This is a genomic window from Vibrio sp. STUT-A16 (genome assembly GCF_026000495.1).
Lineage (GTDB): Bacteria > Pseudomonadota > Gammaproteobacteria > Enterobacterales > Vibrionaceae > Vibrio > Vibrio diabolicus.
The window spans coordinates 414,287-430,508 of sequence record NZ_AP026766.1 but is presented as its reverse complement, the minus strand read 5'-3'; the positions used below and the strand labels follow the sequence as shown (position 1 = coordinate 430,508).

Annotated in this window: 12 protein-coding genes; 4 read left to right on the top strand and 8 right to left on the bottom strand. The window is 45.5% G+C overall.

Annotated elements, in window-relative coordinates:
• Nucleotides 1–16: 16 nt before the first annotated feature.
• Both OO778_RS18450 and OO778_RS18445 read left to right on the top strand, forming a co-directional pair.
• Nucleotides 17–1,189 (top strand): MFS transporter, encoded by a 1,173-nt coding sequence (locus OO778_RS18450; protein WP_264912362.1) that lies wholly within the window; start codon nucleotides 17–19, stop codon nucleotides 1,187–1,189.
• A gap of 218 nt (nucleotides 1,190–1,407) precedes the next feature.
• A complete protein-coding gene (locus OO778_RS18445; protein WP_264912360.1) occupies nucleotides 1,408–2,976 on the top strand; it encodes a PAS domain-containing methyl-accepting chemotaxis protein in 1,569 nt (522 codons plus the stop codon).
• A 125-nt stretch (nucleotides 2,977–3,101) separates the two neighbouring features.
• On the opposite strand, the gene tkt is transcribed toward OO778_RS18445, so the two are convergent.
• Both tkt and tal read right to left on the bottom strand, forming a co-directional pair.
• Nucleotides 3,102–5,093 carry a transketolase gene (tkt, locus tag OO778_RS18440; protein ID WP_029558376.1) on the bottom strand — a complete coding sequence of 664 codons (1,992 nt, stop codon included), beginning with the start codon at nucleotides 5,091–5,093 and terminating at the stop codon, nucleotides 3,102–3,104.
• Between the two features lie 123 nt (nucleotides 5,094–5,216).
• The gene (gene tal / locus OO778_RS18435) at nucleotides 5,217–6,167 is read right to left on the bottom strand and encodes a transaldolase (RefSeq protein ID WP_005463537.1); all 951 of its coding nucleotides are present in this window, start codon (nucleotides 6,165–6,167) and stop codon (nucleotides 5,217–5,219) included.
• A 466-nt stretch (nucleotides 6,168–6,633) separates the two neighbouring features.
• Here tal and OO778_RS18430 point away from each other — a divergent pair, with 466 nt between their 5' ends.
• Both OO778_RS18430 and OO778_RS18425 read left to right on the top strand, forming a co-directional pair.
• Entirely contained in the window at nucleotides 6,634–7,635 is a 1,002-nt protein-coding gene (locus OO778_RS18430) for a sugar-binding transcriptional regulator (protein ID WP_005463541.1), read from the top strand.
• Between the two features lie 131 nt (nucleotides 7,636–7,766).
• Nucleotides 7,767–9,059, top strand: a complete 1,293-nt coding sequence (locus tag OO778_RS18425) for a glycoside hydrolase family 18 protein (protein ID WP_264912325.1) — start codon at nucleotides 7,767–7,769, stop codon at nucleotides 9,057–9,059.
• Between the two features lie 25 nt (nucleotides 9,060–9,084).
• Here OO778_RS18425 and OO778_RS18420 read toward each other — a convergent pair whose 3' ends face one another.
• From OO778_RS18420 to moeB, 6 genes are all read right to left on the bottom strand, one after another.
• Nucleotides 9,085–11,376 carry an EAL domain-containing protein gene (locus OO778_RS18420; RefSeq protein WP_074190496.1) on the bottom strand — a complete coding sequence of 764 codons (2,292 nt, stop codon included), beginning with the start codon at nucleotides 11,374–11,376 and terminating at the stop codon, nucleotides 9,085–9,087.
• Between the two features lie 21 nt (nucleotides 11,377–11,397).
• Nucleotides 11,398–12,228 carry a sulfurtransferase gene (locus OO778_RS18415; RefSeq protein ID WP_074190497.1) on the bottom strand — a complete coding sequence of 277 codons (831 nt, stop codon included), beginning with the start codon at nucleotides 12,226–12,228 and terminating at the stop codon, nucleotides 11,398–11,400.
• A gap of 39 nt (nucleotides 12,229–12,267) precedes the next feature.
• The gene (locus OO778_RS18410) at nucleotides 12,268–12,564 is read right to left on the bottom strand and encodes a hypothetical protein (protein ID WP_005396101.1); all 297 of its coding nucleotides are present in this window, start codon (nucleotides 12,562–12,564) and stop codon (nucleotides 12,268–12,270) included.
• Between the two features lie 140 nt (nucleotides 12,565–12,704).
• Nucleotides 12,705–13,160, bottom strand: a complete 456-nt coding sequence (locus tag OO778_RS18405; RefSeq protein WP_074190498.1) for a hypothetical protein — start codon at nucleotides 13,158–13,160, stop codon at nucleotides 12,705–12,707.
• A 10-nt stretch (nucleotides 13,161–13,170) separates the two neighbouring features.
• Nucleotides 13,171–15,282: an LruC domain-containing protein gene (locus OO778_RS18400; protein ID WP_006741130.1), complete on the bottom strand. Its 2,112-nt coding sequence runs from the start codon at nucleotides 15,280–15,282 to the stop codon at nucleotides 13,171–13,173.
• A 185-nt stretch (nucleotides 15,283–15,467) separates the two neighbouring features.
• Nucleotides 15,468–16,217 (bottom strand): molybdopterin-synthase adenylyltransferase MoeB, encoded by a 750-nt coding sequence (moeB, locus tag OO778_RS18395; RefSeq protein WP_074190499.1) that lies wholly within the window; start codon nucleotides 16,215–16,217, stop codon nucleotides 15,468–15,470.
• Nucleotides 16,218–16,222 lie beyond the last annotated feature (5 nt).

The following is a 16,222-nucleotide window of genomic DNA, read 5'->3' as shown; positions in this document are numbered from 1 at the left end:
CAAAAGGAATTTGGAATTGAATCGTAATGTATGGCTATTATCCCTTTGCCAAGCCCTATTAATGACAGGGAATATTTTACTCATATCTGTTATTGCCCTTATTGGCAAAACACTTGCGCCGTCATCAAGTTTTATTACGTTGCCCGTTGCGCTGCAATTTTTAGGACTGATGGCTGCGACGATCCCAGCATCACTGATTATGGGCAAGTTAGGACGTCGCCTTGGGTTTAGTCTCGGTAATGTTATTGGCATTTTGGGTGCCAGCCTAGCGACGTACGCGTTAAGCCAACAAACCTTTTATCTATTCTGTTTTTCTACGTTTTTGCTCGGTGTCGGAATCGGCTTTGGCACGCTCTATCGTTTTGCTGCAATAGAAGTGTGTGAAGAATCGGCAAGACACAGAGCAATTTCAATATCTATGGCGGGTGGGGTATTAGCGGCTATTCTCGGTCCGAACTTAGCGGTGTATTCGCAACAATGGTCAGACGATGGTTTATATACGAGTGCTTTTTCTGTCCTGATTGTTCTCTACATCACCGCGCTTGTATTGCTTCAAACGATTCGGTTCCCGCCAGCGTATACTCAGCTGTCGCATGTTAAAGTCGATACTATTAGTGACATCATAAGACGCCCGAACTTTATGATTGCTGTGTTAGCGGCAATGGTGGCTTATGCGGTGATGAATATTCTAATGACAGCGACGCCTTTGGCGATGATTGGTTGTGGTTTCGATTTCGACAAAGCCGCAGGTGTGATTGAGTGGCATGTGCTCGGCATGTTCGCTCCAGCCTTTATTACTGGTCGATTAATTGAGCAGTTCGGCGCAAAGAAAATGATCCTAGCGGGAGGTGTGCTGTTTATTGCTTGTATAGGGATTAACATTCATGGTGTGTCCATTTGGCACTTTAGCCTTGCCTTAGTTTTGTTGGGCGTAGGTTGGAACTTCATGTTTATCGCTGCAACGGGGCTGTTTAGCCAAAGTTACGAAGCGAAAAACCGCAGTAAAGCGCAGGCGTTTAATGAGTTCTTCGTGTTCAGCTGTGTCACCATTACTGCCTTACTTTCTGGCTGGCTTGAATCGACAGTCGGTTGGCAAAACCTGAACTTGTATGTTCTTCCGTTCGTATTGCTCGTGATTGTGATCTTTGCGATGAAAACGGATAACAAAACAGAATCCCAAATAGCCTAACTTTCAACCTGTCACAGAAAAACTCAGCATATGAACGCTGAGTTTTTTGTTTATTAGCTCAAATTTTGACTGGTGACGCGCAAATTTCTGCCAGTGATGATAATTCCCACACTAAAAATGTCGTATTGATAATACTTTTTATCTAACATTTTGTAATAAAAACAATAATCCTGTATACATCTCGCCGAAAACTAATAAAAATTATAGAAGTATCGTCTATGTCAGCCAATTTTTCTCAGAAAGCTCAAGAAACCCTCGTCGGAGAACTTGAAGAACTCGTTTCGACCACTAACTTAAAAGGCGTTATTACTTATTGTAATGACGCGTTTTGTCGCGTTGCAGAATACACGTACGAGGAGTTAGTCGGTCAGAATCATAACATCGTCCGTCATAGTGACATGCCTAAAGCCGCTTTTGGTGATATGTGGGCACGCCTTAAAGAAGGCAAAGCGTGGCGAGGTATGGTTAAAAACAGCACCAAATCTGGCGGTTATTACTGGGTAGATGCCTACGTAACGCCTATCTATGAAAAAAACCAAGTTGTCGGTTATCAATCTGTGCGCGTTAAGCCTAAGCGTGAATGGGTGGATATTGCTGCAAAAGCTTACAAGGGGATGCTAGCCGCCGAGAAAGCGGGTAGAACCTGGTCGTTAAAAATTAACGAAACGGTTCGCTATGCGATTCTACTTGGTGCATTAACTGCACCTGCCGCAGCGTACGCACTATCTGTTGAAGGTCCGCTTGCTTGGCTTGCAAGTGGATTACCAGCGAGCGTTTTAGCGTTATTGTTCCGCCAAGAGTTGATTGATACGCCGCAACAGCTCAAAAAGCTGCAAAAACAGTATGACAGCGTGAGCCGTTTGATCTATTCAGGCAATAGCGCATTTTCGATTGCTGATTTCCATATCAAAATGTTGTCTGCAAGGATTCGAACCGTATTGGGAAGAATGACCGATTCGGCGCTGCCACTGCAAAATTGCGCTGAAGAACTCAGTCAAACAACTGCTGAGGTTTCAGCCGCGTTGAACCAACAAAACAGTGATATTCGACGCGTGCGAGATGCGACGCAAGAAGTGGAATCTTCAGCGAATTCGGTATCTTCAAGCACCAACGATGCGCATATGCTAATTGATGACACCTTGAAGTCATGCATGATGGCCAAAGAGACGATCGATCAAACGCATACCAACCTAGCTCAATTGAGTCTTCAAGCTGAAAAAGCAACGGAAACGACGTATCAACTGAGCGATCAGGCACAGAAAGTGAATCATTTGATGGTTGAAATCGGTGGTATTGCAGAGCAGACCAACTTGCTGGCGCTGAACGCGGCGATCGAAGCAGCAAGGGCAGGTGAGCAAGGTCGTGGTTTTGCTGTTGTTGCTGATGAAGTTCGCGCACTGTCTGGACGTACGTCGAATGCGACGGAGCAAATTCAAGCGTCTATCTCTGCTATGCTTTCGACGATAGAAGGTTGGCAGAAAGATATTTTGGCAAACAAAGAGCAAACCGATGCCTGTTCTCAAGTTGCTGAGCAAAGCGCGCTGCGTTTGTCTGAAGTTGAACAGATGATGCAAAGCATGAGTGGTTTGATGGTTGATGTGGCAGAAGCGGCGAATAACCAGTTAAAGCTATCTAGCGATGTAAACCAGCACATTCATTCTATTGCGTCGACCGCAGAGCAAAATTTAGCAGCTACGCATTCTGTTGAGCAAAACAGCCGTCAGTTGAAAGAACAAGTACAAGATTTCTATCAGCTTGCGATTCGATTTGAAGATAAGCAGTCGTAAAGCTGCCTTTTAGCGACGCCAAATATCTCAAACAAATTCGAGATAAAATAAAGCCCCGCCATTTCTGGCGGGGCTTTTCAGTTTTCAAATTCGCAATAGAGAAAACTGATTATCTTTTAACGCAATTACGCTAGTAGTTCTTTTGCTGTGTTCACTACGTTTTCTACAGTGAAACCAAACATTTCGAACAACTGGTCAGCTGGCGCAGATTCACCAAACGTTGTCATACCGATGATGCGACCGTCGAAACCAACGTACTTGTACCAGAAATCTGCGATGCCCGCTTCAATAGCGATACGTGCTGTTACGTCTGATGGTAGAACTGCTTCACGGTAAGCTGCGTCTTGTTTGTCGAATGCATCTGTTGATGGCATTGAAACCACGCGTACTTTCTTACCTTCTGCGGTTAGTTGTTCAGCGGCTTTCACTGCTAGCTCAACTTCAGAGCCTGTTGCGATTAGGATTAGCTCAGGTTTGCCATCGCTGTCTTTCAGGATGTAAGCACCTTTCGCGATGTCTGCAACTTGCTCAGCGCTACGTGGTTGTTGCGCTAGGTTTTGACGAGAGAAGATAAGTGCTGTTGGTGCATCTTTACGTTCAATCGCTAGTTTCCATGCTACAGCAGACTCAACTTGGTCACATGGACGCCATGTGTTCATGTTTGGAGTCAAACGTAGAGACGCGATTTGTTCAACTGGTTGGTGAGTTGGGCCATCTTCGCCAAGACCGATAGAGTCGTGAGTGTACACTTGGATGTTCTGAATTTTCATCAGAGCAGCCATACGCATTGCGTTACGAGCGTATTCCATGAACATTAGGAATGTTGCGCCGTAAGGAACGAAACCGCCGTGTAGTGCGATACCGTTCATAATAGCAGTCATACCAAATTCACGTACACCGTAGTGGATGTAGTTACCAGAGAAGTCATTCGCTTCTAGAGACTTAGAACCAGACCACATGGTTAGGTTAGAAGGCGCTAGGTCAGCAGAGCCGCCCATGAATTCAGGTAGTAAAGCACCAAATGCCTCTAGAGCGTTTTGTGATGCTTTACGTGACGCAATGTTTGCTGGGTTTGCTTGAAGATCTGCAATGATTTGGCTTGCTTTCTCTTCCCACTCAGCTGGAAGTTCACCGTTTACGCGGCGTTTAAATTCAGCTGCCAGCTCAGGGTACGCTGCTTCATAAGCTGCAAATTTCTCGTTCCACGCTGCTTCCTTAGCTGCGCCTGTTTCTTTCGCTGACCATTCTGCGTAGACTTCCTGCGGAATTTCAAAAGGACCGTGCTCCCAACCTAGTTCTTTACGTGTCGCTGCAATTTCTTCAGCGCCTAGTGGTGCACCGTGACAGTCGTGTGAACCAGATTTGTTTGGTGAACCAAAACCGATGATAGTCTTAGTACAGATTAGAGTAGGGCGAGGATCCGCTTTTGCAGCTTCAATCGCTGCGTTGATTGCGTCAGCATCGTGACCGTCTACTGCTGGGATTACGTGCCAACCGTAAGCTTCGAAACGCTTAGGTGTATCGTCAGAGAACCAACCTTCAACGTGACCGTCGATAGAGATGCCGTTGTCGTCCCAGAATGCGATCAGTTTGCCTAGGCCTAGCGTACCAGCAAGAGAGCAAGCCTCGTGCGAGATACCTTCCATTAGACAGCCGTCGCCCATGAACACGTAAGTGAAGTGGTCAACGATGTCGTGGCCTTCTTTGTTGAATTGCGCTGCTAGCGCTTTCTCAGCCATTGCCATACCAACAGCGTTGGTGATGCCTTGACCTAGAGGGCCCGTTGTTGTCTCGATACCAGGAGCGTAGCCGTACTCTGGGTGACCTGGAGTCTTAGAGTGAAGCTGACGGAAGTTTTTCAGATCATCGATAGATAGCTCGTAACCGCTCAAGTGCAGTAGAGAGTAAATTAGCATTGAGCCGTGGCCGTTAGACAGTACGAAACGGTCGCGGTCTGCCCATTCAGGGTTTGATGGGTTGTGGTTTAGGTGAGAGCGCCAAAGAACTTCAGCGATATCAGCCATACCCATAGGTGCGCCTGGGTGGCCAGAGTTAGCTTGTTGAACACCATCCATGCTTAGCGCACGGATTGCATTTGCTAGGTATTTACGATCCATAGTGATTACTTCTCGATAAGTGTTTAAATAGAGGGAACTCGTCTAAACAAGTTCAAATAGAAAATTTTGAATGAGCGTTGATGCTAAAAGCGAGTAGACGGGCTACTCGCTCTTGGTAAGCAATTAAAGCTTAGCTTCGATCATCGCTTCTAGTTTGCCTTGGTCAACTGCGAAGTTGCGGATGCCTTCTGCCAGTTTCTCAACAGCCATTGGGTCTTGGTTGTGTTCCCATAGGAACTCAGCATGAGTCATTGGTGCTGGACGCTCAGCTGCGCCTTTAGAATCAACTAGCTTCTCAACCACTTCACCTTCTGCAGCTTCTAGTTCTGCAAGTAGAGCAGGAGCGATAGTTAGACGGTCACAACCAGCAAGTTCTAGGATCTCACCGATGTTACGGAAGCTTGCGCCCATAACAACCGTTTTGTAGCCGTACTCTTTGTAGTAGTTGTAGATCTTAGTAACAGACAGTACGCCTGGATCTTCTGATGCTTCAAAGTCGCGGCCTTCTTTTGCTTTGTACCAGTCCATAATACGGCCAACGAATGGAGAGATTAGGAATACGCCCGCTTCTGCACAAGCACGCGCTTGAGCGAATGAGAATAGAAGAGTCAGGTTACAGTTGATGCCTTCTTTCTCTAGGATTTCAGCTGCGCGGATACCTTCCCAAGTAGACGCCAGTTTGATAAGGATGCGGTCGTTAGTGATGCCAGCATCGTTGTACATTTTCACTAGTTGGCGTGCTTTCGCTACGCTGCCTTCCATATCGTAAGATAGGCGAGCATCAACTTCTGTAGAGATACGACCTGGGATAGTTTTTAGGATTTCTTTACCGATGTTTACTGCAAGCATGTCACAAGTGTCTTGAACTTGTTGAGCTTTATCGTTGCTCTGTGCTTTAGCGTATTCGATTGAAGCATCGATTAGAGGTGCGTACTCTGCGATTTGAGCTGCTTTTAGGATAAGAGAAGGGTTAGTTGTTGCGTCTTCTGGCTGGTACTTTTTGATTGCATCAATTTCACCAGTGTCTGCTACTACAGTCGTTAGTTTACGAAGTTGCTCTAACTTGTTGCTCATAATCGATCATCCTATATAAATGGGCTTAAGCGTGGTTTTTGTTGCCACAGCTTGTGCATTTGCAAGCGAGTTAGCTAATCGTCTCATCGCGTTTAATGAGACATCTGCTCAGCCAACTACGGAAAATTTCGTTACCGAACAAATGCTATGAACATTTGATCGATAGCTGAGTAAATGATGTGTTCATATTTATCCTATCTATGCCGAAAGTCAATCGGTGAAATCGACTTATAGTGAACTTCATCAACGTTTTTTTACTGTGTGTTTAGCGGTTAACCCAAATAAACGTTTGCCCTTATTGCTCAATGCTTGAGCGTTGTTAGAAATAGCAAAAAATCGTACTGAGAAAATGTTATTGCAGTGAGCAAATGTTGCGTTTAAATTGATGGAGAACATATGCTAAGTCAATGAGCAGATGCTCACTTATTGCATACAATGTCGGGCCTCTTAAACGACGAGAGTAAACATGAGCAGTTCTAACCAAGATATTTCCATTGAAAACACGGATTTGTTGACAGAGATCTCCGTTGCCTACTATCAGGACGGTGCGACTCAGGAAGAGATATCGAGAAAATTTGCCATTTCACGCGCGAAGGTAGGGCGAATGCTCAAACAAGCGCGTGATGAAGGCATCGTTGAAATCACCGTTAAATATCACCCGGTATTCAGCGCCAAGATTGAGCAACGTTTGATCGAGCGATTTGGCGTAAAGCGCGCGCTTGTCGCTCTTGACCAACCGAATGAAGAAGCGCAGCGACTGCAGGTATCGGGATTAGTATCCAATTATCTCACCAGTACGCTTAAAAACGGCATGGTGGTGACCGTTGGACAAGGGCGTAACGTCTCTTCTGTTGCTCATCATATTGGGGTGATCACCCCACGAGACTGCAAATTTGTGTGTGGTATCGGCGGTATTCACCCGCGTGGTGGTATGTACAATGCTGACCACATTTGTCGTCAGTTAGCGAAAAAGTACGGCGGAACGTCCGAAACGCTTTACGCGCCGGCTTATGCAGAAAACCGCGAGCAAAAAATGGCGTTCATGCAGAATGCGACCGTCAAACAAACGCTCGATTTGGCACGTAAAGCCGATGTCGCTTTAGTCGGTATTGGTGATATGAGCGAAAACAGCTACATGGTCGATCTAGGGTGGTTTACACCAGATGAAGTGGTTCAATCCCGACTAAAACAAGGCGTAGTAGGGGACTTTGCGGGTTATGACTTCTTTGATATTCACGGTAACGTTGCCAACACCGTAATGAGTGACCGTGTCATTGGCCTTGGAATTGAAGAGTTTCGGCCAATCGCAGAAGTGATTGCTATCGCTGCTGAAAACAGTAAACCGCTTGCATTACTTGGTGCGTTACGTACCGGTGCAATCGACGTGATTGCTACCAGTGTAAGCAACGCTTTGACAGTATTGAACTTGGATGAGCAGATGCACGGTAACGCGGCATCTGAGAGTTAGCACAAATAATATGCAACTTATGTAATCAGGCTGCGAGGATTTATAAATGACTCGCAGCCTGATTTCGTTTTCAAGTTAAAAATATTCTCTAGGAGTAGCTTTAAATTTGTACACCTACTCTGGAGAAAACAATGAAAAAGACACTTCTTGCTGCACTAATTATGGGGATAACTGGTGCGGCGCACGCCGAGCAAAAAGTCGTAGCGGGTTACTTTGCGGATTGGCAGTACGCGAATGCAGAAAACCCATACACGGTGAAAGATATTCCCGCCGATAAACTGACACATGTGATTTACGCGTTTCTCAGTATGTGCGGTCCTCATACCGGTGCCTCTGAAACGGTGCAAAACCTAGCAGCTAAACAATGCGAAGGAAAAGATCCCTATACGGCGATCATTGTCGATACCGAAGCGGCACTGGAAAAGAACTTTGGCGCTGTCTCAGTTAACGTGCCATACAAAGGTCACTTCGCTCAACTTGCCGAAATGAAGAAACAACATCCTGATCTCAAAATTCTTCCTTCTTTTGGTGGTTGGACAATGTCCGAACCGTTCCATGCTATGGCGAAAAACAAACAAGCGATGGATCAATTCTCAAAAAGTGCCGTTGAGTTGATTGCTCAATATGATTTCTTTGATGGCATTGATTTGGATTGGGAATACCCAGGCGGTGGCGGTTTAACAACGTCGCCTTGGAACCCAGATACCAAGCTTTCTGATGAACAAAAAGCGTCTGAGCGTGAGGCGTTTACCTACTTGGTGAAAACCATGCGTGCAGAGTTAGATGAACTCACAAATCAAACCAAACGTGAATACGAGCTTTCTACGGCGGTAGGCGTTGGTCCAAAAGCGGCAGGTATCGATTGGAAAGCAGCAGAGCCGTACCTAACCAACATGTTTGCGATGACGTATGACTTTCTTGGTGGGTGGGGGCAACAAACTGGCCATACTACCAACTTGCACGCGACAGAGCGAAGCTGGTGGGGCATGGGCGCAGACGTGTTCATCAACCAGATGATCGAGCTGGGTATTCCAAGTGAAAAACTGGTGATTGGCGCTGCATTTTATGGGCGTGGCTGGCAAGGTACTAAAGACTTTTCGGGTGGCTTACCAACGCAAGATCTCGTATCCGAGCAAGGAGCGCAGTTTGGTACGGGTGAGAACGGCTATTTCATGTTCTGGGATTTAGTGAAGAACTATGGAGCGGAGCAGGGCTACGAGTACAAGTATGATGAGCAATCTCAAGCGCCTTACTTGTGGCATCCTGTAAAGAAAGTCTTTATCTCTTACGAAGATCAACGCTCGATCAAAGCCAAAGCAAATTGGGCTAAACAGGCGAACTTAGGTGGCATTTTTACCTGGGAATTATCAGGCGACCCGAAAGGCGAGTTGGTGGAGGTGATGTACCAAGAAATGAATAAATAAAACCTTCTAAGCAAAGCGATCGTAGTTATTCAACTACGGTTTCTTTGCTTTGGTTCTGCTTCGTAAAAGCGATCAGGTCTTCAAGCGATAAAGGTTTAGAGTAGAAGTAGCCCTGAATCAAATCACAACCGCAAGCTTTTAACTCATTCAGTTGTTGCAGCGTTTCTACTCCTTCAGCCAGTACTTTCATTTCAAAGTTTTTGCCGATAGAAATGATATTCTTAACCATATTCAGTGCTTTTTTGTCATGCTCAATGTGATCGACAAAGCTCTTGTCAATCTTCACCTCGTCAATAGGTAGCGTACGCAACATGCTTAATGAAGAGTAGCCAGTCCCGAAATCATCGAGCGAGATTTTAAAGCCAAGAGCATGCAAGCGCTCGCAAATTGGTGCGAACTTTTCAAGATCTTCAATAAACAGGTTTTCGGTGATCTCTAGGGTAATCTTTGAACATTCGATGCCGCGTTTCTCAATAGCATTCATAAGATTAGTAATGAATTTGGCGTGAACAAACTGTTTGACCGAGATGTTAATAGACATCTGGATAGATGTATCAATATTACCAGTCAGTTTAGCCATATCTGTCAGGCTATTTTCAATGATTTGTTCACCAATACGAACCATCAACCCAGTGCTTTCTGCGACGGGAATAAATTCACTTGGTGGGACTAAGCCGAGCTCATCATCACTCCAACGAATAAGCGCTTCGACACCATAAATATCGCCTTCTAGGTTTAACTGAGGTTGATAAACCATATGAAGCGCTTGCTTATCTATCGCGAGCCTCAGGCGTTGCTCAATTTTCATTTTACGCAGATGTGTAGCTTGCATCTGTTGATTGAACAGGCTGTATACGTTGCGTTGTTTTTTCGCTTGATACATCGCAATATCGGCTGACAGGAGCAATTCATCTAATGTTTCACCATGGTGTGGATAGCAGGCAATACCAATACTGCAACTGAGCAGGAACTGACTGTCATTGACTTCGTAGGGTTCTGATAGCGCCTTTATTAAGTCGCTCGCTAGTCTTTTAACGCTTACTTCATCAATTCGATTCGTTAGAAAAATAAACTCGTCACTGGCTTCACGGATGATTAATCGGCCATCGCTAACAAAGGTGTTTAAGCGGATAGATATTTGTTTTAGAACTTCGTCGCCAAAGTCATGACCATGTGTGTCGTTGACTGATTTGAAATTATCAATATCGATAAACATCAAAGAAAAAGGATTCCCTTTCCCAGAAAGCCAGTGTCGAATGTTTGCGCGTAAGTACTCTCGGTTTGGCAATCCAGTGAGGTGATCGTGGTTCGCTTGATAGAGCAAACGCAGTTTTGTTTTATGTTCATTATTCGCAATGGAGCGAAATAAAGCGTAAAAAGCACCTTGGACGATAAGAAAAACAATCGAGTACAGTGCAAACTGTTCGTAAAATCCGCGCTTAATAAAATTCAAATCTGTCGAGGAAGAGGCCCAAAGATGATAATCAGGAAGGTATCTCAATGTGATTAACTCACTCAGGCGAGAATTGTCGACAACAATATTTAGCGCTCGTGTGAGCTCTTTTAGTTGCGCCATATCCCAGCCTGAATCTTTTGTTATTTGAGCCATAACGGCTTTTATATCTAAATCATTGGCAGGTTTTAGGTAATCTTCTAGGGTTGTGTCTTCTGACGAGCTAAAAGTAAGGTAGCCATCACTGCGGATCAATGTGACCCGGTTGTGCTCATTAGCATGGATGTCGTTACGAAAAACCGAAGATGAATTCATATTAAAGCCAGCCGTCATCACTGCTTGTACAACACCATCTTTATTTGGAATTGCTTTTCGGATCGGAATCACAAGTGAATCTTGAGCTGGCATAAAATACGTTCGACCTATAATCATTCGGTCAGAGTTGAGCGCTGCCAAAAAGGTATCACGAGTCAGTGGATCTTGTTTTAGATTATGCAGCTTTGCCAAGATCAAATTGGAGCTTACGGCGATGTAGTCTCCATCGGGGTTGGTTAGGCCGAATCCAATAATCGCCGGATGGATACTGAGCAGTTTGTCCAGCATCGGGCGAGTTTGAACTGCTGCTGTACGAGTAAAGTCATTTCTCTCGACCAACTGATGACCAATGACTTCAAGTAACGATTCTTGTCCTTTCAGAAGTGATTCGACAGAAGAGGCAAACAGCTCCAATTGTAGGAGCTGCTTATCTTTGTACTTATTCAGGGTTGACTCATAATGGTAGCGGCCAAACAACACGAACAGCACGGCGCTTATCGTAAGTAGCGCCATGTATAGTGTCCAAATGTTCTTCTTTAACCTGACCATGCCGCTTCGATAGCTCCTAGATTAGCGAGTAATGGGTAATGAGTGGTCTGCGCCCCATTCTGTCCATGACCCGTCATAGACCGATAAATCACGCCAACCTAACTGGTATGCTGCTAGCAGCAAAATACAGGCCGTTACACCTGAGCCACAACTGAAAATGATTGATTTATCATTATATAACGTTAGTGCACTAAATGCTTGTTTCAATTCCGAGTCTGCCTTTATAAAGCCATTACTCAATAATGTTTGAAAAGGGAGGCAAACAGAATTAGGAATATGACCAGAACGCAGTCCTTCTCTTGGCTCTGGTACCTCGCCTAAAAAACGTGCACGTGAGCGAGCGTCAACAATGTTTGCACTGCAATTGTTTGAGTACTCTAATATTGCATTTGCGTCCAAAAAAGCATGTTTATTTAATTTCCCGGTAAAGTTTCCAAGCTGCTTAGCTTCTGACAAGGCATCCGTGACAGGCAATCCAGCCTCAATCCAAGCCGGGAGGCCACCATTAAGTACTTTGACATTATCGTGTCCCATTGCCTTAAACATCCACCATGCGCGCGGAGAGGCGAGTGTTCCAGAGTTGTCATAAACAATAATAAGGTCTTCGTTGTTCAGGCCAAGTTTCTGAGCGCTGTGATTAAACCCTTCTTCTGTTGGCATCATATGAGGGAGATTGGTATCTGGGAGACAAAAGTCATTGTCGTAGTCGAAACGCAATGAGCCTGGAATCCACTTATTGGTGACCTTTTTCCCTTCGGAAGGAATTTGAAAACGAATACTCGCGTCTAGAAGTTTTACATTCGGTTGGTCTAATAAAGCATGAAGTTCTTTGGCATCGATCAATGCTTGCATGGTTAAATCCTTCTGATTTGGGAAGTCCGCACAGTATTTTTACTCACAGCGAATGAATGAAAGGGATGAGTCAAAACTTGAGCGGGATGCTTGGTGGAACAACGCAATAGAGCCCACTGGACAAGATGCGGACACTGGAACCGTCACTCGTTGTTGCTCTATCTCAGGTGAATTGATAGTGAGGTACCGACGTTGACCATCAAGGGACTGAGTTAAAGTGTTGCTAATGACGGTGGCTGAAACCGTGTTCTCATCCGTCTGCTTAATGAGCAACAAGAGCACAAGTAGGGCAATGAAACCGCTGAAGACCAACATATAGGTTTTGGGATTATCCAATTTGCGCTCCATTGCTATTGTTTCAAGTAATCATTTTGTTTTACAACAAAAAAATCGCATGTTCAAAGAACGATGCGATTTTGTCTTAAAACCTGTGGCTTGCGCCAGTCCCGAGTATCAATGCTCACCAATAGAGCATCTTACATGCGCCATGTCGTATTTCCGGTTGAGACGACTTTTTGCAGAGGTTCTGAGCCATCGTAGAACCAAATTTCGATTAACAGGTTACCTTGGCTATCCGAGGTGGAGAAGTCTAAGTTAGCTTTCCCACTCGTCAGCGCAGCAGAAGCAACATTGCTCGAATATTTCGCTTGGTAGGTTCCAGACGCATCTTCACGGTACTCCTTATAAATGCTCAGATGTGCGCGCTGTAAAGAGTAACCACTAATATCTACCGCAAGTGAGCTTTCTAACCTTGGGTCATAATCGAACCCATCTGGTACGTCTAAATTTTGCATGCTTGGCTCTTCAACAATAACGGTAGTTTGAGCTGGAGGTGGAGTAGCGTTATCGTTGCTTTTGTCGCCACCGCCGCCACCGCCACCACCGCAGGCTGTTAACGCTAATCCCATGATGATTGTGATTAAGTTTTTCATGATGCTTCTCCTATGGAATGTAACGTTTGTTTGCTTTAGGTTGGGTATGCCAGTTTGCTCCTTCTCGCCCACCAGACTCGGCGTAGGTGGCAAACTCTGGGTAAGCGTCAACTAAGTCAACTTTCTCTAGCGGCCAATTCCACTCTTCGACGATAAGCAATGCCCAAGGGAGATTGTTCGCTGTTTTGAAGTACACGCCTCGAGCCGGGTCACTTGCGTCTACGCCCACGCCATATAGGTTTGCGTCATCAAACTGCTCAGTTGGTGCTTGGTCTGGCAAATGTACTTCCCATTTTCTACCTGGTTGAAAGGTGATGCCATCGCCGTGATATGTATTGGGTGTGGCAAAGATAAATGGGTCATAAGGCATGGCCTGTAGCGCTGAGCGGTCGGCTCCTTCCTTAAAGTAGATGGTCAGTGTGAAAGACAACGCGACGTTATCATTGCAACCCGTTTGGGTTCGAAAATACGCACATTGACTTTGCGCATACTGACTGAGGTCGTCACTGATAATAAAGATGGCTTCTTCTGATATCGCTTCTAGACCGTTGGTCGGTTGTTCTTTGCCATTAAACGTTAGCTTTGTTAAGCCGTTTTCAATGCTCGCTTTCGAAACGCCAGGTAGACGAATAGCAAAGCCATTTTTATAGCCAGCCCCATAGGCGGCCAGATCTCCGCTAATTTGGATATTTTCCACCGTGCCGTCCATACGTGTTTCAGTCATACGGAACTTAATGACTACGTCATTCATGTCGTAGTCAGCGGTGTAAGGCCAGTTGTCTTCATACGCGACCGTTGCGTAGGAATCGGCACTTGGGAAGTGCTGTACGGATACGCCGTTTTCAGTGATTGTGATTGGGTAATCTTCTACTTCACCTGATGTTGATCCGCCATCGAAGTTCAGACCAGTTTGTTGGCTAAAGCGGAATCGGCTCCAGCTAGGACCTGCGGTTGCCAGTTCAGAGACGACAAATGGAAGCGTATTGCTGCCTGCAGAGAGTAACTCATCGGTGAATACTTGCTCACCTTCGTCAGCAAAGTCACCATCTCGGTTCCAGTCAAACCAAGCTGACAAGTAGCCGGATGTTGATGCAGTTACGCTCACTAGTGAACTTAACCCTGGGTCGAGTGCGGCAACAAAGCCGACGCCATCTTCATCTGCTGTACCAACTTTGTTATCTCCAGACGGAGCCACTTGTCCATCGGCATCACCATCTGGCGCAATTGTGCCAAGCCAAGTTACACCATCAACAGCGTGGCGTGGTCCGTTAGAAGAGAGCAAGGTAGCGTAAGTGTCAGGTGCGTCACCAAAGTCAATTGGCTCGTCTTCGTCAATAACAGGAGCGTTCGCGCATCGGGCACCGTCATTTTGGCTGGAACTTGGACCGTTAGACACAAACTCTACAGCAGGAACAATGCCCGCAGCGATATTGGCGGCATTATTTTCTGATAAGTCGACGCGATAAATTTTGCCGTCCTGGTTACGCGATACGTAGTAGTTTCCGTTTACATCAAAGTAGCCTGCACCAAAGGTACCCGTTTCCCCTGTATTGCCGATCGCGGTTGCTTGGCCTGTTTTTGTATCGAATTTATACAATACGCCAGACCCATTATCGATACCATAGAGCGCACCGTCGCCAGGGTGGAACGCAAAATCGGTTAAACTCACACTTGCATTTGATGTGATTTTATTCAGGGTTAAGGTAGCATTTGGGTCCGTATCTAACGGCGACAGATCAATGGAAAACAGCCCTTTACCTTTGCGATACAAGTAGTATACGTGGTTGTACACGTCACCGACAAAAAACGTATGGCTAGGAAGCCCTTGTACGTTGAGAGTTTCTGCTTGAAAGTCCTGGCCTAAACGTACGATTTTCAAGTTGGTTGTATCGTAACCATAGATGTATCGATCAGTGAAGTTGAAACCGACGCCGTTAATACCAGATGCTAAGCCCACATCGTCGGTCAGTAACTTGGTTGATCCGGTAACCAGATTAACGCCGTAAACTTGCACTGGGGTCGATTGGAATAAATATGCTTTGCTCGGACAAGTGTCGAATGGCGCTGCGCTTACGTATGCGCTTGCAAACAGAGATCCAAGTAATAGTGATGTCCTTTTCATGATTCGCCCTCTCATTGGTTTGTATGATATGCAATGAAAGGAATGTGCCAGTTTTTAACTTACTGTTTATAATGAATTTTATATCGGTAAGTTATTTGGTTCGAAATATGAATCTCAGAATAAGAAAAAGCTCAACGTTACGTTGAGCTTTTTGAGAATCTTCATTGATAAGCTGACAGCATTACTTAGCCACAAACAGGGCAGGTCGGCATTTTCATCAAATTCATTTCCCGCCAGGACATGCTAAACGCATCGAGAATGAGGATCTTCCCTTTTTTGGGTTGGCCGTAATTTGCAATCACCTTGATGGTTTCCATCGCTTGTACAGCGCCTACAATACCCACAACAGGCGCCATGACGCCAGCTTCAACGCAACTTAATGCACTGCTGCCGAATAGCGCGCTCAAACACTGATAGCACGGTTGAGTTGGGTCGTCGTACGTAAACACACTCACTTGGCCTTCCATACGAATGGCTGCACCAGAAATAAGCGGTGTTTTTGTTGCAAAGCAGAGTCGGTTGAGTTGATTGCGAGTGTCGACGTTATCTGAAGCATCGACCACCACAGTGTGTTGTTCAATCAAAGCTTGAAGCTGAGTGTCGTCAAGGCGTTTAGCGACGGTGTTTACTTCGATATGAGGATTAAGTTCCCGCAATGCATCCGCCGCGGAGTCAACCTTTTTACTGCCAATATCGGCGTCGTGGTGCAATACTTGGCGTTGTAAATTGGAGAGCTCAACAATATCGTCATCGATAAAAGTAATATTGCCAACACCAGCCGTGGCAAGGTATTGGCTAGAAGCGCAACCTAAACCGCCAGCACCCAAAATAAGCACTGAGCTTTGTTTGAGCGCTTCTTGCCCTTCGAAATCGAACTGGCGAAGAATGATCTGGCGGTTATAGCGCAGCATCTCCTGATCGGAAAGAATATCCACGGTAT

Coding starts and splice junctions, on each gene's coding strand:
- OO778_RS18445 (WP_264912360.1), top strand. CDS start 1,408: ATGTCAGCCAATTTTTCTCAGAAAGCTCAAGAAACCCTCGTCGGAGAA.
- tkt (WP_029558376.1), bottom strand. CDS start 5,093: ATGGATCGTAAATACCTAGCAAATGCAATCCGTGCGCTAAGCATGGAT.
- OO778_RS18425 (WP_264912325.1), top strand. CDS start 7,767: ATGAAAAAGACACTTCTTGCTGCACTAATTATGGGGATAACTGGTGCG.
- OO778_RS18400 (WP_006741130.1), bottom strand. CDS start 15,282: ATGAAAAGGACATCACTATTACTTGGATCTCTGTTTGCAAGCGCATAC.
- tal (WP_005463537.1), bottom strand. CDS start 6,167: ATGAGCAACAAGTTAGAGCAACTTCGTAAACTAACGACTGTAGTAGCA.
- OO778_RS18405 (WP_074190498.1), bottom strand. CDS start 13,160: ATGAAAAACTTAATCACAATCATCATGGGATTAGCGTTAACAGCCTGC.
- OO778_RS18430 (WP_005463541.1), top strand. CDS start 6,634: ATGAGCAGTTCTAACCAAGATATTTCCATTGAAAACACGGATTTGTTG.
- OO778_RS18420 (WP_074190496.1), bottom strand. CDS start 11,376: ATGGTCAGGTTAAAGAAGAACATTTGGACACTATACATGGCGCTACTT.
- OO778_RS18415 (WP_074190497.1), bottom strand. CDS start 12,228: ATGCAAGCATTGATCGATGCCAAAGAACTTCATGCTTTATTAGACCAA.